The sequence below is a fragment of the Planctomycetota bacterium genome, assembly GCA_016872555.1.
GTDB lineage: Bacteria > Planctomycetota > Planctomycetia > Pirellulales > UBA1268 > F1-20-MAGs016.
Map to the genome: position 1 here is coordinate 40,198 of VGZO01000004.1, position 22,004 is coordinate 62,201.

The following is a 22,004-nucleotide window of genomic DNA, read 5'->3' on the forward strand; positions in this document are numbered from 1 at the left end:
GCCCGCTCGGCGCGCGAGATCGATCACGACGGACGGGCGATGCGGCGAACCATCTCCCTGATGTCGTATCTGATCCGATCCCAATCGAGTGGTCGCAGCATCACCGGCATCAGGTCCGTTTCCGCACTGTCGAAGTAACTGAGGCCCGCCAGCACCCGGGCGGTATCGGTCACGCGGAACCGCCGGCAATAGCAATCGAGCATTGCCTCGAGCGGGAGCGATCGGCTCAAGGCATGGACATCGACGAAGTCCTTCTTCGTGCCTCGCTGTGCGACGGCGAGCAGTTTCATCGCCGCCAGATCGGGGCACGAGGCGAGACGGCACCCGTATTCGGGCCAATCAACCGTGGGCTCGAGCAGCGGCGGACGAAACTCGAGGAAACTCACGCGCACTCCCGCGACCCGCCCATGCACCGTGCCTCCCGCGAGGGAGATCGTTTCCAGGTCCACTCCGAGGTGTCGCAGCGAATCGGAAACGTCGACGGCGGCAACCGGGAATCGGCCCGTGAACCAGTCGAAGTCGATCGACCTGCGGTGCCCGAGGTGGAGGGCGACCGCGGTTCCGCCCGCCAGATGGAAGCCGAGCGCGGTCGCCGCCGGGCCCACGGTGCGGAGGCACACGCGCTGCTCCTCGGGGAGCACCTCGACGTGGATCACGACACCGCATCCTCCCACAACCTTCGCTCCGGCGCGGCCAGCCACCGGTCGACTTGATCGTCAGGCAAGCCGATCACCGTCTGCCAAAACCGCAGCTGCGGTCCGGACAGCTGCCGCCCTTCGTGCCGTGAGATCCATTCGCGGATGCAGTCGTCGCCATACCGCGACCGCGCCCAGCGGAGCGCGTCCAGCGTCCCCGCGGAGAGAACGCGTCCGATGACGAAGTCGCTGCACCGCGCCGCGTCGATATCGGCGGCGTCCACGTCCCAGAGCAGAGACGCCACGTATGCCGGGAGCGGTGCCGTGGTCGGGTGAGTCATGCTCGGATTCTACCTTCGGTCGGCTGTTCCCATTCCACCGTCACCCCGCCGATCCCGCGGGGTGCGGTCTGCCGAGCTTCGCGAGGCTCAACCGGCCGGCAGCCGGTGGTCCGCCGCGATCGTGCCCAGATCGGCGAACTCAACGCGCTCGCCGGCCGCGGCGACGGCATCGCAGATCACGTCGAGCGTGCGGAACCGCGGATCGACGACGTTCAGGCAGGCCGGGTGGCCGAGGAAGTCGAACACGCCCCCGTCGGCGATCACCCGCTCGACGCACCGCTTCGTCACCGCCACGAAGGCGTCGAGCGACCAGCGGCCGTTGCGGAAGGCGCCGATGTCACTCACCGGGCTCATCGGGATCTCGACCAGACCGCTGGGATAGGCGAACGGCTGGGCGCGGGCCTGCGCGGCGACGATGTCGGCGATCACCGCCTCGGTGGGATCGGTGCCGGGCGTCGAGTTGGGATGGGCCGGGTAGAGGCTGCTCACCCAGGGAAAGCCGAGGTCGAGGAGCATCCGCTGGAGGTCGTCGCGGCCGCGGAGGCCGTCGGCGAATCCCCCCGGCGTGCGGAACCCCGCCGGCGCGATCCCGAGCCGGTCGCGCAGCGCCGCGGTCGCGAGCGAAATGTTCTCGCGGATCACGTCGGCCGGCGCCCGCCCCGCGACGAGCCACGGGGCGCGCTGGAAGCGGTATTGCAGGTCGGTGGCGCTCGCCGCCAGGAGGGCGACATGGTCGTAGGTGTGGTTGCCGATCGGGTGGCCGGCGCGGTGGATCTGCTCGAGCCACGAGACGTCGGCCTGCTCGAGCGCCCGGCCGACGAGGAAGAAGTGGATCCGGCCCCCGCGCGCCGCGACGCGCTCGGCCGCGGCGACGGCGTAGTCCTTCGTGGCGGTGTCGAGATTCCCCTTCTCGTAGTCCCAGTGGGTGTCTTCCCAGCGCGGGAAGTTGCGCGCCATCTCGAGGTCGAGCGTGATCGCGATCCGCGCCTTCCGCGGCGGCGCGGCGGCAACCGGCGCCGCGGCGAGGGCGCCGGCCGCGAGGAGGTGGCGGCGGGACAGGGTCACGGACGCGCCTCCGTGAGCGGGCGGATCCAGGAGACTTGGGTGACGAGCTGCTTGAGCGACGCCAGCGCCAGCGCCGCCGTAACCGCCTCGCGCGGCGAGCGGTTGGCGGGAAAGGTCGCCAGCGTCGCGTCGCCGACGAGAAACACGTTGAAGTCGCGCGACAGGTTCTCGTAGCCGGCGGTGGTCTTGCAGTAGCACATGTCGGTCGCGTAGCCGACGAGGAGGACGTGCCGCACGCCGCGGGCGCGGAGGAAGTCGCGGAGCGGCTCGTAGCCCTCGTCGTCGTAGGCGACGACGTCGTCGGGATCGACGTCGAGGTCGGCGGTGACGGGGATCGGCAGCTTCCAGAAGCCGGCCGGGTCGAACCGGTCGCCGGCATCGAGGCCGGGAAACTGCCGGAAGTAATCGCGCACCGGGTGCTCCGCCGAGAGCACGAGCGCGTCGGGGAGCGCCCCGCCGCGGTAGTCGAATGCCGCCAGCGCCGCCTTCAGTTCCGCCTGCCCCGCGGCGCGCTGGTCGGCATCGGGGCGGTGGTCGAACGACCGGTAGCAGCGCGCGCGAATCGGGTCGCGCTTGCCCGGCAGGCTGTAGACGACGCTGTCGACGAGGCCCCGGAGGCGGTTGACCAGCGGCCGCACCACCTCGTGGGTGTGGCGGCCGGCGAGGGCGTTTTTCCGCGGCGTGCAGAAGTCGGCGACGCCGGCCGGCTCCGGCGTCCGCCAGCCCTGCCCGTCGTCGATCCCCCAGGGGTGGACGACGACCAGCGCCGTCGCCGCGGCGCGAAGCGTGTTGGGGATCTCGACGATCCCCCGGGCGTTGTAGGAGAAGCGCCAGGCGCGGACGGCGAGGTCGCCCCCGTCGTCGGTCACGAGCGGAGGCGCCTCGAAGTGCCGCTCCTCGACGAGCGGCGCGCACCACTCGGGATGGTCGGCGAGGAGCGGCTGCGGCTGCCCGATCGGCACGAGCCGGTTGGCATAGTGGCGGACGGCGTCCGGCTCGGCAGCGGCGGCAGTGCACGCCAGCAGGATCGCGCCGAGAAACGGCATCACACGCGGCATCGGGTCACTCCTTCCGTTCGAGGTAGGCGAACAGGTCGCGGAGCTCCTGTGGCGAGAGCGGCAGGAGGATGCCGGCGGGCATCAGCGACAGGGGCGATTCGTGGATCGCGGCGATCGTACGTTCCGGCAGGTCGGTCACGGCGCCCTTGGCGTCGGTCAGGCGCAGGCCCCCCTCCGGGCGCGCCTGGGGGATCCCGGTGAGGACGCGGCCATCGGCCGTCTCGACCGTGACGGCGGCGTATTCGCGCCGGATCGTCGCCGACGGATCGACGAGCGCGACGAGCAGCGCCTGCCGGTCGCCGCGGTTGGCCCCGGTGAGGTCGGGGCCGACCGTGCCCCCTTTTCCAAACAGGCGGTGGCAGGTGCCGCAGTGCCGCGCGAACAGCGCCTCCCCCGCCACGGCATCGCCGGGGGCGGCGCGGAGGTCGTTGGACAGCCGGCGGACAACGGCGAGCGCTTCCTCCGGCGTCGCCTGACGCAGCCGCCCCCAGTGGCGGCCGACGAGGGCGTCGAGCGCCGGATCGGCGAACCGGGCGACGCCGCGCACCTCCTCGAGGTCGATCGTCGCCGCCGGGATTTCTCCCCGCTCGACGCTCGCGAGCAACTCCCGCGCGCCGTCGGCCCGCGAGAGGAGCGCCCGGCGCAGCACCGCGGCGATGCTCCCGTCGGCCTCGGTCCGAAGCCGGGCGACGAACGCCTCCGTCACGCGCGGGTCGGCGACGGAGCCGAGCAGCGCGACGAGCGCGGTGGCGACGGCCGGGTCGGTGCAGACGGGCAGGTCGCCGCGCGCACGCGCCAGCGACTCCTCGTCGCCGGTGCCGACGAGCGTCCCGAGCGCGGCGACGCGCCTCGCCACCGGTTCGGCCGCCCCGAACGCGGTGGCGCGCACCGCGGCCAGGGCCGGCGGATGGCGGCAGGCGACCGCGAGGCGCGTGAGGACGTCGTCGTGGGGCGTGCCCTCCCAGGCGGCGACGATCGCGCGGCCAAGCGCGCCGCCGGCCAGCGCCACGCCGTCGGCGGGCCGCTCGGCGATCCCCGTGGCGGCATGCCCCCAGGCGGCGAGCCGGTCGGCGGCGGTCGGGGCGGCGGCGAGCAGCGCGAGGGCAGCCTCGTCGCCGGCGCTCGAGCCGGTCGCCGCAGAGCGCCTGATGAGCCGGGGCAGGAGTGCGTGGCGACCGAGTGGCGAGGCCCACGCCGTCGGCCGCACGAACCGGCGCAGGACCTCGCCGGCCCCGGCATCGGCGTGGGCCTCGACCGCCCACCACCACAGCAGCTCCATCCGCGGGTCGCCGGCGTCGATTCCGCGGATGGCGTTGGCATTGACCAGCGGCAGGGCGACGGCCGCGGGGAGCCGGGCGGCGGTCGCTGCCAGTTGGCGGCGGACGGTGACGTCGGGCTCTTCCTCGGCAAACCGGTCGAGCCGGTGGGCGGCGGTCTGCGACACCGTCCCGGCGTCGCCGAGGAGGCGCACCGCCCAGGCGCGGACCGCCGCGTGCGGGCTGTCGAGCAGCCGCAGGAGGAGGGCCTCTTCGCAGGCGTCGAGGCTGGCGAGCGTCCACAGCGCCGCGAGCGCCGTCGCCTCGGTGGCGGCGGTGGTGGCGCGCCTCTCGAGCGCCGGGAGGAGCATCGCGGTGGCGGCAGGATCGATGCAGTGGCGGCGGACCAGCTCGCGGCGGGCGCGGCGCGTGAACCACTGCGATGGGTGGTCGTGGTCGGCGAGGAGCTCGTCGAGCGTGAGCGCCGCCGGGTCGCCGACGGCCACGGGGGGCGTGTCGGTGCCGGCGATCCGGTAGATCCGGCCGTTGGAGCGGTCCCACTCGGCGTCGGGGTCGGGGTGGGCGGTGCGGCCGTCGCACCAATCGGTCACCCAGATCGACCCGTCGGGGGCGGCGGCGAGGTCGGTGGGGGCGAACCACGGATCGGTCGATTCAAGGAGTACGCCGCCGTTGCGGGTCCGGATCCCGGAGCCGTCGGCGACGAGGTCGTGCCAGCGCACGGCGTGGCCGAGGAGGTCGCCGGCGACGTATCGGCCGCGGAGCCATGCCGGCAGCGTCGTGCCCCGTTCCACGATCCCGCCGACGGTCACGTGGCCCCCCTGAAAATTCTCGTGGGGGGCGTGGTCGAGCCAGCCGTAGGCGAAGCGGTTGCGGAGCGGGCCGTGCTTGGCGAACGCCTTCACGAACGACGCCCCCTGGAGACCGTGGACGAGGACATGCCCGCCCCAATTGGTCGCGTAGAACAGGTCGCCGTGCGGGTCGAAGTCGAGCCCCCAGGAGTTGCCGCCCCCCTCGCAGAACAGCTCGAAGCGCCGCGACGGCGGGTGGTAGCGCCACACCCCCTGCTGGAACTCGATCCCGCGGATCCGCGCCGTGACGGTGCTTCCCTGGCAGCCATACAGCCAGCCGTCGGGGCCGAACACGAGCGAGTTGGCGACGCTGTGGGCGTCTTGCATCCCGAATCCCGACAGCAGCACCTCGGGGTCGCCGTCGGGGCGGTCGTCGCGGTCGCGGTCGGGATAGAACAGCAGATAGGGGACATTGAGGACGTAGATACCGCCGTGGCCGAAGGCGATCCCGGTGGCGAGGTTGAGGCCGTCGACGAAGTCGGTGCCTGTCTCGTAGACCCCGTCGCCGTCGCGGTCGGCGAGGATCGTGATCCGGTCGGCGCCGCGCGGGCCGTGGGGGGGCGGTTCGGGGACGCGGTCGTACTCGGTGCGCGAGTAGCGATCGACGGCGACGCGCTCGAGCCCGGCGGGGTTGGGGTACTGGAGGTACTGGATCACCCACGGCCGGCCGCGGTCGTCGAACTCGACGGCGACGGGCTGGCGGATGACCGGCTCGTGGGCGACGAGGCCGACGGTGCATCCCTCCGCCACGCGCATCGCGGCGAGCGCCTCCTCGGGCGTCGGCCCGGCGGCGGGGGCGATCGACGGCAGCAGGATCATGACCACGCACCCGGCCAGACCAGCTCCCGCTGCCGCGCCGGGCCGACGCCTGAAGAGTGTCGCGCGGGATCGCGTGGCTGGGTCGGTCATCGCCTCCCTCCGGCGGCGCCGTGCCGCACACCGTTTTCTCGAGGCCGACGGACGCCGAGGAACGTCACGGCGTGGGCGACCAGCGCGTCGGCGACCACCTCGGCCATACCCTCGCGCGCCTCCGCGGCGCGGTACTCGGCACCGAACTCGAGCTGCACCGCGGCGACGTCGAAACCGCCGGCGGCGCCGTAGTGCCGCGTGATGTAGCCGCCGGTGTAGCCGGGCTGCTCCGGGCCGTCGAGTGGACCGGGGTGGACGAGCACGCCGCGGCGCTTCAGCTCGCCACACAGGCTCTCGGCACCGAACACCGCGCGCGGCCCGTGGCGGCGCAGCAGGAGCTCCGTCGAGACGCCGTTGCCCGTGCCGCGAAACACGGTCCCCGCCGCCGACCCCTGGCCGTGGAAGTCGACGACCAGCCCCGTGCCGTGGAGCCGCCGCATCGTCGTGCACGCGGTGACGAGCGCCCCGTGATACCGGGCGTAGACCGCCTCGGCGGCGGCGTCTTCGTAGGCCTCGTCGGGACGGCGGTTGGGATCCATGTAGCGCCGGTGGGCGCGGTTGACGACCAGCCACGGCCGCTTGCCGAGCCTCCGCTCGATGCAGTCGGCGACCAGCCCCGCCAGTTCCTCGGTGCCGCCGTCACGGGCGACGACGAAGCCCCCCGGCTTGCGCTCGAGGCCCGCCCCCTGGCGCGGCGTGCTGCCGGGAATGTCGTGCGTGCCGCCGTGCGGTGCCGAGATCGCGATCGGCAACTCGCCGCGCTCGATCCGGACGAGCTCCGTCGGTTCCTGGGCCACCGTCCGTGGCGCGACGACCGTCGCCACCAACACCGCCGTCCGCGCCGCGACGACCGCCGCTCTCGCCACCCGCCCACGCATGGTCACGCCCTGCCGTTGGTCCATGGTTGCATCCGGACGACCAGCTCGTCGTAGCCGAGGCGCCGCTCGTAGGCCGCCGTCCGCTCGACCCGGTCGCGCTTCGAGACCAGGTCGATCCGCCCCACGCGGGTCACCAGCGCCCCGAGCAGCGCCTTCATCACCGTCCGCGAATGGGCCGCGCCGAGGCACAGGTGCGGGCCGAACCCGAAGGCGACGTGGGGATTGGGGCGGCGGTCGAGCCGGATCGAGAGCGGCCCGTCGAACACGCGCTCGTCGAGGTTCGCCGATGCCCAGCCGAGCGACACGCGCCCGCCGGCGGCGACCGGCACGCCGTGGATCTCGGCCCCCGCGGGGCAGACCCGGCCGATATGTGACAGCGGCATGAACACGCGAAACAGCTCCTCGGCGGCGTGGACGATCCGCTCGGGATCGGCTCGGAGCCATTCCAGGTCGGCCGGCACCGCGGCGAGGTGGCCGATCGCACAGGCCACCGAGTGGATGATCGTGTCGCGGCCGCCGGCGAAGGCGAGGTTCGCGAACCCGAGCATCTCGGCGCGCGACAGGGCGCGGCCGCGGTAGCGGGCCTGGACCAGGAGCGAGAAGAAGTCGTCCCCCGGGCTCGCCTCGGCGCGGTCGAACCGGTCGGCGAGGTAGGCCTCGAGCTGGCGTGCCTTCGCGAGGCCGTCGGCGCCGTGGAACACGTGCACGCCCCAGCCGATCCAGGTCTCGGCCTCGGCGGCGGGCACGTCGAGGAGCACGGCCAGGGCGCGCGACTGGAGCGGCAGCGCGAACCCCTCGACCACCTCGACCGGCGCCCCTGCCAACGCCCCGTCGAGAAGGTCGGCGACGATCCGCTCGACGCGGGCGATGAACTCGGGCTGCCGCGCGCGGAGGAAAAACGGCTCGACGAGCCGGCGGTAGTCGCCGTGGTCGGGGGGATCGACCTCGATCGGCAACTGGCGGACGCTGCGCAGCTCCTCCTCCGACGGGATCGGCACGCGGAACGGCGCGTCGGAGCTGAACGACTGCCAGTCCTTCGCCGCGCGGCGGACCTCGTCGTGGCGGAGGAGCATCGGGATCTCCTCCCCCTGGAACGGGCAGCGGAGCACGCCGCTGTCGCGCCGTGCCGCGCCGAACGGGTCGTCGATATCGTGCATCTGCCGTGGCCACCGGTGGAGTCGCCGCGGCGTCGCCCACGGCCGCCCGATGATAGCCGAGGCGCTACCGACCCGGGCCGGCTGCTCAGCTTTGCCGGGCGAGGCCACCGCGCCCCACGGCCTGCTCGAGTGCCGTGACGACGTCGCCGAGGCTTCCCGCTTGGGCTGCCAACTCCTCGGCCGCCGCCGATCCCTGCTCGGCGGTGGCCGCAGTGGTCTGCGTGACCGATTCGATGCGCGCTAGCGCCGCCGCCATCCGCTCGACGGCCGCCTGCTGCTCACGGCTCGAGGCACGGACCTCGGTGACGAGTGTGCGCTCCTCGTCGGACCGGGCCGCGAGCCCGCGGATCGCGGCGGCGACCGCGTCCATCCTTTCGCGCCCCGCGCGGGTCCGCTGGATCGAGGCCTCGATCAGCGCCGCCGTCTCGCCGGCCGCCGCGGCGCTGCGCTGGGCGAGGGAACGGACCTCGTCGGCGACGATCGCGAACCCTTGCCCGGCCTCACCGGCGCGGGCCGCTTCGACGGCGGCGTTGAGGGCGAGGATGTTGGTCTGCAGCGCGATCTCGTCGATCGTGCGGTTGACCGTCGAGATCCGCTCGGCGGCGGTGCTGATCTCCTCCATCGCCACGACCAGACCCGACAACTGCTCGACCGCCGCGGCGAACTCCCCCTGCTCGCGGTCAACGAGCTCGGCGACGGCGGTGCTGTGGCGGACGTTGGCGGCGGCCTGCGACGACAGTCCGCGGGCCGCGGTCGTGATCTCGTTGACGGCGTTCACTTGCTCGCTGGCCCCGTCGGCGAGCGACCGGCTCGACGACGCGACCTGCATCGCGCCGGCCCCGACCCCGTCGCTGACGGCGGAGACCTCGGTGATCGCCCCGCGCAGCGACGCGGCGTGGCGCCACAGCGCCAGCGCCGCCGACGCGGCGGCGATCACCACCAGCCCGATCCCCGCCGACAGCGCCCGCTCCGCCCAACGCCTCGCGGCGGCGACGGCGGCGGCGGTGCGCGTGTCGAGCAGCTTCTCGAACCGGGCGATCGGTGCCATGATCCGCTGCTTGTCGGCGTGGTAGGTGGCGTCGTGCATCAGCCGCACCGCGAGGTCGCGGTCGGGGGGCCCGGAGCGCGTGTAGCCGCCGCTCCCGTCGTCGAACCGCCCCTTGACGGCGTTCATCGCGATCGTCTCGGTGTTCACCAGCGCGTTGGATTCGTCCTCGGAGCGCTTCAGTTCGGCGAACTCCCCGGCGCTGAACCCCTGCTCCTCCATCAACCGCCGCAGCGCCACGGTCCGGCCGTCGGGGCGCGGTGTGGTGCCGTTGCGCACGGCCAGCACGCGCCAATACTCCGCCTCGTAGCGCTCGTCGCCGGTCACGCAGTACGTCCGCGCGAGGCGCGTCAGCTCGTCCGAGCTGGTGCGGAGCTCCTCGGCGAGGGCCAGCGAGCGGAAACGCGTCTCCTGGGTGCGCGTGATCGCCCGGAGCGTGGCGTAGGACACGAGGGCCAGCACGCCGAGGACGACGATCGGCCCGAGCGTGGCGAGTTGGAGGCGGCGGATCGTGTTCATGGGCGACCGGAACGGGCGGACAGGATGGCGAACCGAGTCTAGTTCGCGAACTGATGGCCGGGGCGGCCGCCGGGGGCGCTGGGTCGATTGCCCCTCCCCACCGTCCGCGATAGGCTTTTTCGGGGCGAAAGTGGGGATCCCCCCCTGTCGCCCCCACCGCAGGGGGTCGTCTCGATGTCCGCTCCGATCCGCGTTCTGGTCGTCGGCTGCGGCCACATGGGCACCTCGCACGCCCGGGCCTACGAGAAGCTCGACGGCTTCGAGCTGGCCGGCGTGGTGTCGCGCGGCGCGGCCTCGCGGCAGAAGCTGCTCGCCGACCTCGGCGTCGACCGGCCGCAGTTCGACGACTTCGGCACGGCGCTCGCCGCGGTCCGCCCCGACGCGGTGTCGATCAACACCTACCCCGACACGCACTACGACTACGCCAGCCGGGCGCTGGCCGCCGGCTGCCACGTGTTTCTCGAGAAGCCGATGGCCGAGACGGTCGAGCAGGCCCGGGCGCTGGCCGCGGCCGCCCGGGCCGCCCGGAAGAAGCTCGTCATCGGCTACATCCTCCGCGTCCACCCGACCTGGGCCCGGTTCGTCGAGATCGCCTCCGGCCTCGGCCGGCCGCTGGTGATGCGGATGAACCTCAACCAGCAGTCGAGCGGCCCGCAGTGGCAGACCCACAAGATGCTGATGCAGTCGATGTCGCCGATCGTCGACTGCGGCGTCCACTACGTCGACGTGATGTGCAAGATGACGCGCTCGCGCCCCGTGCGCGTGTCGGCGATCGGCGCCCGGCTGACCGACGACCTGCCGCCGGGGATGTACAACTACGGCCAGCTCCAGGTCTCGTTCGCCGACGGCTCGGTCGGCTGGTATGAGGCCGGCTGGGGCCCGATGATGAGCGAGACGGCCTACTTCGTGAAGGACGTCGTCGGGCCGAAGGGATGCGTGAGCATCACCGGCGTGCGCGAGGGGGACGCCGCCAGCGACGACGTCAACGCCCACTCCAAGGCCGCGCTCCTCAAGGTCCACCACGCCGACCTCGACGCCACCGGCGCCTTCGCGCGGAAGGACGAGTGGATCGGCTTCGCCGACGAGCCCGACCACGACGGCCTCTGCGAGCTCGAGCAGCGCTCGTTCCTCGACGCCATCCGCCGCGACGTGGATCTGTCCGACCACCACGAGGACGGTGTCAACAGCCTGAGGATCGTCCTCGCGGCCGACGAGTCGTTCCGCACCGGTAGGACCGTGGACCTGGACTGAACCCGCGGCCCGGCCGTGGGGGCGAAAGGGCGCGCGATGCGATCCACCACCGCTGCACCGCGCCGCCGCACCGAAGCCGTGATCGTGGCGCTGCTGGCGGCGTGCATGGGCGCGGAAACGCACGCCGAGGGCCCGGCCGAGCCGGTGCCGAGCTTCGCCAACGACGTCGTCCCGCTGCTCACCAAGGCCGGCTGCAACGCCGGCGCCTGCCACGCCAAGGCGGGAACCGGCCAAAACGGCTTCCGCCTCTCGCTGCTGGGGTTCGAGCCGGCCGAGGACCACGAGCAGATCGTGATCGCCGCGCGCGGCCGGCGGATCGACCGCGCCGCTCCGGCGGAAAGCCTCCTGGTGCGCAAGGCGACGGCGGCGGTCCCGCACCGCGGCGGCCAGCGCGTCGCGCCCGGCTCCCCCGGCCACGACCTCCTCGTGCGCTGGATCGCGGCCGGCGCCCCGCCGCCGCGGGCCGACGAGCCGCGCCTCGAGCGGCTCGAGGTGGCACCCCGTGAGGCCCTCCTCGGCCCCGGCGCGACGGTCGGGCTTTCGGTCGCTGCCGTCTACGGCGACGGCACGCGGCGCGACGTGGCAGCGCTTGCCCTCTACGAGTCGGCCGACCCCGGACGGGTGGCCGTCGACGACTCGGGGGTCGTCCGCGCCCTCGGTCCGGTGGGGCGGACGGCGGTGATGGTCCGCTACGGCGGCCTGGTGGCCGTCGCCGCGGTCCTCGTGCCGCGCGACGGGCCGGCGCCGCGGTATCCCGAGCCGCGCTCGTTCGTCGACCGCCACGTCTTCGCCACGCTCGGCCGGCTCGGGATCCCCACCGCCGCCGAGTGCGACGACGCCACGTTTCTGCGCCGGGCCAGCCTCGACCTCACCGGCAGCCTGCCCCCGGTCGAGCGGACGCGCGATTACCTCGCCGACACCTCCCCCGACAAGCGCGACCGGCTCGTCGACGAGCTGCTCGCCAGCGGCGACCATGCCGATTTCTTCGCCGGCAAGTGGACGGCGCTGCTCAAAAACCGCCGCGACGAGACGAGTGACATCGCCGGCACGTTCGCGTTCCACGCCTGGGTGCGCGACTCGTTCCTCGCCAACAAGCCGTTCGACCGGTTCGTGCGCGAGCTGCTCGCGGCGACCGGCAGCGTCGTCGGCAACCCGCCGGTGGCGTGGTACAAGCGCGTCCGCGACCCGGTCACCCAGGCCGAGGACGTCGCGCAGCTGTTCCTCGGCGTGCGCCTCCAGTGCGCCCAGTGCCACCACCATCCGTTCGAGCGCTGGAGCCAGACCGACCACCTGGCGTTCACGGCGTTCTTCACACAGGTCGGGCGGCGCCCCTCCGGGATCCGCGGCGAGGACCTGATCTTCCACCGCCGCGGCGCCGCCGTCGCCCGCCATCCGCGCGGCGGGGCGACGGTCGCGCCGGCGGCGCTGGCAACTCCGGCGCCGGCGCTGGCGCCGGACGACGACCCGCGCCTGGCGCTCGCCGACTGGCTCACCGCCCCCGACAACCCCTGGTTCGCGCGGGCCCTGGTCAACCGGACCTGGAAGCACTTCCTCGGCCGCGGCCTCGTCGAGCCGGAGGACGACCTCCGCGAGACCAACCCGCCGACCGACCCGGAGCTCCTCGACGCCCTCGCCGCCGACTTCGTCGCCGGCGGCTTCGACCTGCGCCGCCTCCACCGCACGATCGTCACGTCGCGCGTCTACCGCTCGAGCGCGCTGTCGGCCGACGGCTCGGCCAGCGCCGTCGACGGCCTGGCGGCATTTCGGCCGCGGCGTCTGTCGGCCGAGGTCCTGCTCGACGCGATCGACTGCGTCGCCGGCACGCGGACCAGTTTCGCCAACCTCCCCGCCGGGACCCGCGCCATCGCGCTGCCCGACAACGCCTACACCCAGGCGACGCCGTTCCTGCGGATCTTCGGCCGCCCCGACAACTCGAGCGCCTGCGAGTGCGAGCGCGTCGATACGCCGAGCTTCGCCCAGAGCCTCCACCTCCTCAATGCCGCGGCGCTCCGCGCCAAGTTCGCCGCCGACGACGCCTGGCCGGCGCGCACGGCGGCCGACCCGCGGCCGACGTCGGCGCTCGTCCACGAGCTCACGCTCGCCGCGCTGTGCCGCGAGCCGCGGCCCGAGGAGGTGCTGCTGGCGTGCGCGTTCGTCGATGCGGCGCCGCCTTCAGGAGCCGACGCCGCGCGGGTCCGCCGGGAGCGGTTCGAGGACCTCCTCCGCGCCCTGCTCGACACCAAGGAATTCCTGTTCAACCACTGAGTGCCCCCGTGTCCCGTGGCCGCAGCCCCGCTGCCCTCGTCCGTCCGGGTGGCGGTTGACCTGGCCGACCGCCCCACAAGTCGCCGGAGCGTGCCGATGAACCTTCGTGCCGCCGCCTTGTCGTTCCTCACGGCGCTCGCCGCCGCCCCGGCGGCGGCGCAGAGCGTCTGCCTGCCGCTGCCGCGCCTGCTCACGATCGTGCCGCCGGGGGGGCAGGCGGGGACGACGGTGGACGTGACGATCGGCGGCGAGGGGCTCGAGGAGGTGGAGCGGCTGGTGTTCTCGTCGCCCGGGATCGGCGCCGAAGCGCGCCACGATGCCGAGGGCAAACCGATCCCCGGCGGATACCGGGTCACGATCGGCGCCGACGTGGCCGAGGGGGTCTATGAGGCGGCGGCGCTGGCCGGCCTCGGGATCTCTTCGTCGCGCGTGTTTTCCGTCGGCACGCTTCCGGAGCAGACGGCCACCGCGCCAGTCACCGATCCGGCGACGGCGCTGCCGATCGCGCTCGGGAGCGTCACCAACGGCCAGGTCACGGCCCAGGCGGTCGACCACTACTCGTTCTCGGCCCCGGCCGGCACGCGGATCGTCGTCGAGTGCGCGGCGCGGTGGATCGACTCGCGGCTCACGCCGGTCGTCGTGGTCGCCGATGCGGGCGGCCGCGACCTCGCCGCCGACCGGCGCGGCGAGCCGCTGGCGTTCACCGTTCCCGCCGACGGCCGCTACCTGGTCAAGGTCCACGACCTGTCGTTCCAGGGGGGGCCGGCGTTCTTCTACCGGCTCGTCCTCCGCACCGTCGCCGCCGACGCCGTGCCGCCGCGGCACCCGGGCACGCGCGCCGTGCTCGCCGCCTCGTGGCCTCCGCCCGGCATCCCGGAGTCCGCGACCGCCGACGAGAGCGAGCCCAACGATCCGGCCCATCCACGGGCGATCGCGCTTCCCTGCGACCTCCACGGGCAGTTCGCCACCGCCGCCGACGTCGAGGCGTTCGAGTTCGACGCCACGGCCGGCGACGAATGGTGGGTCGAGGTCGCCTCGGAGCGCCTCGGCCGACCGACCGACCCCGCGGTGGTCGTCCAGCGCCGCGTCGACGACCCCGCCGGCGTTCGCTGGGAGGACGTCGCCGAGCCAGCCGACATCGCCAGCCCGATCAAGCCGTCGAGCAACGGCTATTCCTACGACGGTCCCCCCTACGATGGCGGCAGCGCCGACGTCCTCGGCAAGGTGGCGATCACCACGACGGGGCGTCATCGGCTTCTCCTCCGCGACCTGTTCGGCGGCACGCGGGCCGATCCTGCCAACGCCTGGCGGCTGATCGTGCGCCGGCCGGCCCCCGACTTCGCCCTGGTCGCCTGGGGGCTGCACATGGAGCTGCGCAACGGCGACCGCGCCGCGCTCTCCAAGCCGCTGGCGCTGCGCCGCGGCGGGAGCGTGGCCCTCGAGGTCGCGGCGCTGCGGCGCGACGGCTTCACCGGGCCGATCGATCTGGCGCTCGAGGGGCTGCCCGCAGGGGTCGAAGCCACGGGCCTGCGGATCCCGGAGGGAGCGTCACGCGGCCTGGTGGTCGTCAGCGCGACGGCCGACGCCCCGCGCGGGATGGCGACGGCGACGCTCGTCGGCCGGGCGGCGATCGGCGGCGCGGTCGTCGAGCGGCGCGGGGCGGTGGCGTCGATGGCCTGGCCGGTGCGCGACGCCTCCCAGGAGATCCCGCTGCCGCGCCTCCTGGCCACGCTGCCGGTGTCGGTCGGCGGCGTTGAGACGTTTCCGATCACCGTCACCGCGGAGCCGGTGGCCGTCGTCGCCGGGACCAGCGTGGAAGTGCCTCTGGCGGTCGAGCGGCGCGGGCCGTTTTCGGGGGCCACGACCCGCCTCAGGGTCGTGGGAGCGCCGTTCGACCGGGCCGCGGATGTCGAGCTCCCGCTGGCCGAGGGGGGGGCCAAGCTCGCGCTCGACCTGAAAAAACTGGCCGTGCCCCCCGGCGACTACACGATCTGCCTTGTCGGGGGCGGGGTGACGTCGTATCGGCCGGCGACGCCGGTCGCGAAGGGCCCCGGCAGCGCCGCTCCGCCCCCGCAGGACATCGCCGAGATCATCGTGTCGCGACCGATCCGCATCCAGGTCGCCGCACCCCCTCCGGAGGGTTCCACGCCATGAGCGATCCCGCCCAGCGCCCCTGCCCCGGGCCACTTGCCCGGCGCGGCTTCCTCTCGATCGGTCTGGCCGGCGGCTGCGGCATCGCCGGCAGCCTCGCGCTCCCCGACCTGCTGCGCCTCCGCGCCGAGCAGCCGCTGCCGGCGGCGAAGCGGACGAAAGTGATCATGGTCTGGCTGCCGGGGGGCTGCTCGCACGTCGACACCTACGACCCCAAGCCCGACGCCGCGGCCGAGTATCGCGGACCGTTCAGCCCGATCGCCACCAGGCTTCCCGGCGTGTCGTTCACCGAGCTGCTCCCGCTGCAGGCGGCGTTGGCCGACCGGGTGGCGATCGTGCGCTCGATGCAGCAGACCGCCGGCGGCCATCCGGCCGGCTCGATGCAGATGCTCTCCGGCGACCCCGACACGCGCGACAAGCCGAAGCCGAAGCTCCCCGACTGGATGTGCGTCACCAATTACCTCCGGAGCCGCTCCGGGCCACCGGCCGGGGCGCTGCCGCGCTACGTCGGCGTCAATCCGCCGCTGGAATACAACGGCCCGGCTTACCTCGGCGACGCCTGGCAGCCGTTCGTGGTCAGCGGCGATCCCAACGCCCCGTCGTTCGCCGTCCCCGACCTCGGGCTGCCTCCGGACGGAGACCGGCGCCTCGGCGCGCAGCTCCGCCTCCGCCGCCAGTTCGACGCCTTCCGCCGCGAGTTCGACCGGCGCCTGGAGATGGACGCGATCGACGCCTTCGAGGCCCAGGCCGTCGGGCTGCTCACCGACCCGGCGGCGCGGCGTGCCTTCGACCTCACGCTCGAGGACGACGCCACCCGCGACCGCTACGGCCGCAACGCCTGGGGGCAGCAATTGCTCATGGCCCGCCGGCTGGTCGAGGCCGGGGTCGAGGTGGTGACGACGAGCCTCGCCGGCCCGCTCTGCGGCCGTGTCCACAATTGGGACGACCACGCCGTCAACCACCACGTGTTCGATGCCCTCCGCTTCCGCGCCGGCGCCTACGACCGCGCGGTCTCGGCGCTCGTCGAAGATATCTTCGCGCGCGGCCTCGACGACGAGGTGCTCGTGGTGGTGACGGGCGAGTTCGGCCGCACGCCGCGGATCGAGTATTCGCCGAGCACCGGGGCCGGCGACGCCAGCGCCCCGGCCGGCACCACGCAGCCCGGCCGCGACCACTGGCCGCGCGCCTATTCCAATCTCTGGGCCGGGGCCGGCGTGACGCCGGGGGTCGTGATCGGCGCCACCGACGCGCGCGGCGAGGACGTGACGGAGCGGCGGATCACCGCCGGCGACTTCCTCGCCACGATCTACCACCACCTCGGGATCGACGCGGCCCGGGTCACGATCGACGACTTCAACGGCCGGCCGACACCGCTGGTCGACCACGGCGCGCCGGTGCCCGAACTGGCCGGCTGAGCGCCCGTCAGGGGGCGATGATCCGGTGGTAGCGCGCGAGGTGGTAGGGGAGCAGGTACGACGTCCCGTCGGCCAGGCGCCGCCCCTCGCCGCCGCTGTCGAGCCGGTAGGGATCGTGGTTCCAGTGGAACACGGTCCGTTCGTCGACCGGCAGCACCTTGCCGTCACGGCGCACGCCGACCGCGCCGTGGGCATCGGGGCGCACGTGCCGCGGCAGGAGGGCGACGTCGTGGCGGTGGGCGTTCTCCAGCCGCCAGTCGACGAGGTCGAGCGGAAAGCGGCCCAGCGTGTCGAGCGTGTCGGGGAGCCAGTCGGCGGGATCGGGCTCGAGCGCGGTCGTCCCGTAGGGATCGGTGAACGAGGCGTCGCGCAGGCAGACGGCGGCGATCACGTTGAACAGCGGGTTGCGCTCCGGCTGCTCGAGCTGCCAATAGCCGGCGAGTGACCGCTGCCACGCCTGGCGGAGCCGCGGGTCGCGTTCCAGCCGGACGAGGTGGTAGTAGCCCATCAGCGCCATTTCGTCGTCCGATTGGTTGCCGCCGCCGACGCCGGGGGTGATCTTCGGCACGAGGACGTTGGTGGCGTAGCCGTGCTCGTCGACGAGCTGGCGGGCGAGCGTGCGGTAGCGCTCGTCGCCCGTGACGTGCGCGGCGACGGCGAGGTAGGAGAGGATCGACAGGCTGTTGAGCCCGCGTCCCTCCCACCAGTCGAGCGTGCGGTTGAGCTGGCGCGGGCCGAACTGCGCCCAGCGTGTCGGCGTGCCGTCGATGTCGACCAGCGCCCAGTCGTGGGCGATGAGATGGTCGACGATCCCACGGACGACGGCGGCCACCTCGGCGCGCTCCTCCGGGCCGCGCGCCACGAGGTCGTGGTAGACGCCGTAGAAGAAGAAGTGGCCGTCGAGCTCGTCGGAGCTGGTGTCGGTCTTCCAATACCAGCGGCCGGTGCGGTCCCTCGGCCAGCGCGGCTCGAACACCTTCCAGCGGGCCTCGCGCTGCCGCTGCCGCTCGTCGCGCGCGGCGTTGTCGCGCGTGTTGGGATCGAAGCCGCCGACCGGGACGACGCTTCGCGCGGGGAAACCGGGGGGCGGCGCCGGGGCCCCCCCGCGGGTGACGTCGCTGAGGAATTTCACGGCCCGGAACGCCTTCCGGGCCCGCTCCCGGGATCCCTCGTCGCCGTCGGCGGCATGGGCGAAGCACTGCGCCGCACCGTACATCGACGTCCACAGGCCGTCGTTGTCGTTGTCCTCGGTGGTGGCCGTGGCGACGGCGCCGGGAGCGTCGAGGTTGGCTTCGACGACGTAGCCCAGCTCGGTGCGCCGGTGGAAGCGGTCGATCGCCTCCTCGTAGGCGGCGGCCTTGTCGGCCAGCGTCGTCGCCCTCAGACCAATGCCACCGACACCGGCAGCGCCGGCGAACCACGCCGTGCCGTCGGCGCCGACGGCGACGGCCGCCAGGTCGTCGCCGGGGAGCCAGCGCCTGCCCTGGCGATACTCGACGACGCCGTCGCCGACGTGGACGGCGCCGCGCTTCGTCGCCAGCCAGATGTCGCCGTCGGGGCCGGCAGCGATCCCCGTCAGTGCCGTCACCGGGAGCTCGTCGCGCTCGACGAACCGCCAACGCCCGTCCTCGTCGCGCACCGCGAGCCCCTGCTCGGCCCCGCACCACAGCCGGCCGCGCGCGTCGTAGGCGATCGCGGCCAGACCGGGCGGATCCCAGCCGCGTGTCTCGTCGCGGATCCGTAGCATGGCCCAGCCCGCCCCCAACGCGGCACGCTCGTGGACCCGGTCGTCGACGACCACAGCCAGCTGCTCTCCCGCCCCCTGCGCTGCCGCCACCGGCGCGCCGGCGGGAAGCGGCACGGAGCGCCAGCGCTCGCCGTCGCGCTCGAGAACGTCGCGCGGGGTGACGACGACCAGCCGCGGACCGTCCGGGAGGAACAGCGGTGTCGCGCCGTCGGGGAGCGGGACGAGGGTCGCCGTGGCGTCACCGCCGATCTTCGCCAGGTAGCGCTCGCCGCAGGCGTGGAGCGCCCCGGCGGCGTTGGCCACCCCCCGGGCGGGACCAGGGAGCCCGTCGACCCGTTTCCACGTGCCCGTCGATCGGGTCCACAGTTCCCCGTCGACGACGATCGCCAGCGTGTCTCCGACCGCGGCCACGTCGGTGGCCGCGGCGCCCGCGTCGGGGAGCGCGGCATCGACGCGGACCTGCTGCGCGAACGTGCCGACCGTGACCGGCTTCGCCGTCGCCGCGACGATCCCGGGGGGCAGTCCGGGGATCGAGCCCTGCGGATCGACCGTCACCGGCAGCGCCGGTTCGCCGCCGCGGGTGATGGCGACGGGGCGCGAGCCGCGGCCGGCGGCGTCGAAGGCGCGGAGTTGGACCGGCGGGCCGGCGCCGCCCGCCAGCGCCACCGGACCCTCGTAGAGTGGCGACGCGGCGGTGGGGAGCGTGCCGTCGGTGGTGTAGCGGATCGCCAGACCGGGCAGCGCCGTCGAGGCGGCGAGGCGCCCGCCATCGATCGCGGCTCCCGGCGGTGGCAGGCGGTAATGGCGGCCGTCGTCGGCGAACGCCAGCCGCGGCAACTCGCGCCGGCCGATCGCATTGGCGAGGAGATTCCACCCGGCGCCGATCGCGGCATCGCGGGCCGGGCTGCCGGGCATCGTCTCCCAGGGGCGCTCGGCGCTCCAGGCGGTGTCGGCGAAGGCGATCAGCCGGGGCAGCAGGTAGTACTCGAGCATCTCCCGCCCCTTCACCGTCTCCCCCCACAGCTGCGCCTGCACGCCGCGCACCCGCCGCCGCCCCTCGGGCGTGAACGCGGCGGCCTCGCGCGCGGCCCGGTCGGCATCGAACGGCGTGCCGTATTCATCGCGGAGCGTGGTGCGGACGTAGTCGAACGGCGCGAACGCGTAGGCATCGCGGGCGGCGACGAATCCGGCCCACGACAGCCCCGGCTCGAGCGGGTCCTTCTCGCAGGCCAGGTCGAGGTAGAAGTTGGTGACGTTGCAGAGGACGACGTCGTAGCCGGCATTCGCCAGGCGGATCCCGACGTCGCGGTCGAAGAGGTTGTTCCAGACGTAGATCTCGACGTCGTCGGCCGCGAACCGCGGGTCGACGACCGGCGCCACTGCCGGATCGGCCGACTCGCGGCGCAGCGCCACCTCCTCCCAGCCGAGGACGCGCAGCCCGCGCGTCCGCAGCGTGTCGAGGAGCCGGCCGAAGAAATGGCCCTGGAGCCGGTCGGCACCGCCGATCTCCGGCCGCCGCGCGAGGAGGTCGGCCGCCAGCGGCGAGCGGCGCCACGCGCCGAGGGGCACCTCGTCGCCGCCGGTGTGGATCGAGTCCATCGTCAGCCCCGCCTCGGCGTACATCTTCGCCAATTCGTCGACCACCTTCTCGTAGAACCGGTAGGTCGAATCGCGGGCGACCGAGACGACGTTGTCGCGGTAGCTCTGCGCCGAGCGGTAGACCGACGTGTCGAGTGGATCGACGAGCCGGTACTCCTCGGCGGCCTCGGGCTGGCCGGCAGCCATCAGCCTCCGGTGGCGGGCTTCCATCGCCTTGATCGCCGCGCGGGCGTGGCCGGGAAAGTTGAGCTCGGGGATCACCTTCACGTGCCGGGCGGCGGCGTGGCGGAGGATGGCGATGAAGTCGTCGCGCGAGTAATGGCCGCTGCCGTGGCGGCCGGGATCGTCGGCGAACGGGCCGGAGCCGTAGGCCGGATGGACGACCGGATCGTCGGGGGAGTCGGTGTGGCGCCGCCGGGCCCCGACCTCGGTGAGCTCGGGCAGCCCGGGAATCTCGATCCGCCACCCCTCGTCCTCGGTGGTGTAGAGAAGGAGACGGTTGAGCTTGTAGGCCGCCATCAGATCGATGACGCGCTCGATCGTCTCGCGGCTCTGGAAATTGCGGCTGACGTCGACATGGAGCCCGCGGTGCGGGAACCGGGGCCGGTCCTCGATCTCGATCACCGGCACGCGCACCTCGGCGTCGGGACGGCGCAGCGACTCCCAGGGGAGGAGGTGGAGGAGGCTCTGGGCGCCGTAGAACACCCCCGCCGGATCGCCGCCGGTGATCGTGATCCCGTCGGCCGCGACCGCGAGCCTGTATGACTCGGCCGCGCCTCCGTCCCGGGCCAACCGGATCACCGGCCCCACGGCCCCTTCCCCGGCCGTGCGGACCGCCACGACCGGCCGGTCTCCGAGCTGCCGCGCGAGCCGGTCGGCGAGCCAGACTGCCGTCGGCTCGAGATCGGCCGGGCACTCGATCGGCCACGCTGCTGTCAGCCGCGCCGTGCCGGCGCCGCGCCGCACCGCCACCGGCGTCGGCACGACGGCCGGCATGTCTTCGTCGGCGACGAGGTGGAGCTCGCGGTCGGCCTCGAACCGCTCGCGCGGCGTCGGCAGCGGGTGGCGGTCGCGCGGTCCGCGCCGGGCCTGCTCGCGGCGGACGAAGGGGAGAATCCGGTAGTCGGCGACCGCGGTGATCCGCGGCTCCCCGCCGGCGGCGTCGCGGACGACGACATACGGCCCGAGCGGTGCGTCGCATTCCTTGGCCACCGGCTCGACGCCGGCATAGCGCACGTCGACGGTCGCACCGGGCTCGAGGCGGAAGCCCGGCGCCGGGCGAAGGCGGTACCAGTCGCCGTTGAGATGCTCGACGACCGCCGGCTGGGGGCTCGGGTGGGGGCGTAGCTCGCGTGGCGCCATCGTGAAAAACAGCGTCCAGCCGTCGTCACCGAGCGGCGCGGCCGAGACGTTGGTGAGCGTGAATCGGGCCTCGAAGTCGCCGTCGCCGCCGACGGGAGGGGCGTTGGCGATCAATTCCCAGCGCACGGCCAGCGGGCACTCGGCCGCGATCGCGCGGAGCGGAGCCGCCACGGCAAACGCCAGGCAGCCGAGAACGGCGACGACGGCCCCCGGCGACCGCGGAGCGCGAACAGTCCCACAGCGAGTCGGCATCGTGGTCACCTCGTCGGGATGGACGCACCCGCCGGTCGAAATGTGGCCGCAGCACGCCTGCCCCCACGATACGAAACGACCGCGGTGAAGCCACTGCCTCGAGTGGATGGACTGGGGCGAAAGCAGACGCCGACGCCACATCGAAAAAACCGATACATGACCAAGGAATTACATGGAAGGCTTCTTTCCCGGGGCTTCTGTAACTTAGAAACTTAGTTGGGGTCTAGGGG

The 22,004-nt window shown here is 73.6% G+C and carries 13 protein-coding genes; 4 read left to right on the forward strand and 9 right to left on the reverse strand.

The annotated features are described in order from the left end of the window. Positions 1-23: 23 nt before the first annotated feature. The 8 genes from FJ309_02260 to FJ309_02295 form a co-directional block, all read right to left on the reverse strand. The gene (locus tag FJ309_02260; GenBank protein ID MBM3953440.1) at positions 24-701 is read right to left on the reverse strand and encodes a nucleotidyl transferase AbiEii/AbiGii toxin family protein; all 678 of its coding nucleotides are present in this window, start codon (positions 699-701) and stop codon (positions 24-26) included. After that, positions 653-976, reverse strand: a complete 324-nt coding sequence (locus tag FJ309_02265; protein MBM3953441.1) for a hypothetical protein — start codon at positions 974-976, stop codon at positions 653-655. The genes FJ309_02260 and FJ309_02265 overlap by 49 nt, the downstream gene beginning before the upstream one ends. A gap of 87 nt (positions 977-1,063) precedes the next feature. Next, positions 1,064-2,041 (reverse strand): chitin deacetylase, encoded by a 978-nt coding sequence (locus tag FJ309_02270; GenBank protein ID MBM3953442.1) that lies wholly within the window; start codon positions 2,039-2,041, stop codon positions 1,064-1,066. After that, positions 2,038-3,099 (reverse strand): isochorismatase family protein, encoded by a 1,062-nt coding sequence (locus FJ309_02275; protein MBM3953443.1) that lies wholly within the window; start codon positions 3,097-3,099, stop codon positions 2,038-2,040. Before FJ309_02275 ends, FJ309_02270 begins: the two co-directional genes overlap by 4 nt. A 4-nt stretch (positions 3,100-3,103) precedes the next feature. Beyond that, positions 3,104-6,133 (reverse strand): c-type cytochrome, encoded by a 3,030-nt coding sequence (locus tag FJ309_02280; GenBank protein ID MBM3953444.1) that lies wholly within the window; start codon positions 6,131-6,133, stop codon positions 3,104-3,106. Next, positions 6,130-7,035 (reverse strand): N-formylglutamate amidohydrolase, encoded by a 906-nt coding sequence (locus tag FJ309_02285; protein ID MBM3953445.1) that lies wholly within the window; start codon positions 7,033-7,035, stop codon positions 6,130-6,132. Before FJ309_02285 ends, FJ309_02280 begins: the two co-directional genes overlap by 4 nt. Beyond that, positions 7,014-8,168 carry a cytochrome P450 gene (locus FJ309_02290; GenBank protein ID MBM3953446.1) on the reverse strand — a complete coding sequence of 385 codons (1,155 nt, stop codon included), beginning with the start codon at positions 8,166-8,168 and terminating at the stop codon, positions 7,014-7,016. The genes FJ309_02285 and FJ309_02290 overlap by 22 nt, the downstream gene beginning before the upstream one ends. 85 nt (positions 8,169-8,253) lie before the next feature. Continuing rightward, entirely contained in the window at positions 8,254-9,732 is a 1,479-nt protein-coding gene (locus FJ309_02295; GenBank protein ID MBM3953447.1) for a hypothetical protein, read from the reverse strand. 174 nt (positions 9,733-9,906) lie between these two features. Between FJ309_02295 and FJ309_02300 the strand changes: the two genes are divergently transcribed. The 4 genes from FJ309_02300 (at position 9,907) to FJ309_02315 (ending at position 16,814) form a co-directional block, all read left to right on the forward strand. Beyond that, complete coding sequence (locus FJ309_02300; GenBank protein MBM3953448.1) at positions 9,907-10,983, forward strand: Gfo/Idh/MocA family oxidoreductase; 1,077 nt, start codon at positions 9,907-9,909, stop codon at positions 10,981-10,983. Positions 10,984-11,019: 36 nt separating this feature from the next. Then, positions 11,020-13,248 carry a DUF1553 domain-containing protein gene (locus tag FJ309_02305; GenBank protein ID MBM3953449.1) on the forward strand — a complete coding sequence of 743 codons (2,229 nt, stop codon included), beginning with the start codon at positions 11,020-11,022 and terminating at the stop codon, positions 13,246-13,248. 96 nt (positions 13,249-13,344) lie between these two features. Then, positions 13,345-15,402 (forward strand): serine protease, encoded by a 2,058-nt coding sequence (locus tag FJ309_02310; GenBank protein MBM3953450.1) that lies wholly within the window; start codon positions 13,345-13,347, stop codon positions 15,400-15,402. Continuing rightward, positions 15,399-16,814, forward strand: coding sequence for a DUF1501 domain-containing protein (locus FJ309_02315; protein MBM3953451.1), 1,416 nt, complete (start codon positions 15,399-15,401; stop codon positions 16,812-16,814). Before FJ309_02310 ends, FJ309_02315 begins: the two co-directional genes overlap by 4 nt. A 7-nt stretch (positions 16,815-16,821) precedes the next feature. Here FJ309_02315 and FJ309_02320 read toward each other — a convergent pair whose 3' ends face one another. After that, entirely contained in the window at positions 16,822-21,915 is a 5,094-nt protein-coding gene (locus tag FJ309_02320) for a hypothetical protein (protein MBM3953452.1), read from the reverse strand. Between the last annotated feature and the right edge of the window lie 89 nt (positions 21,916-22,004).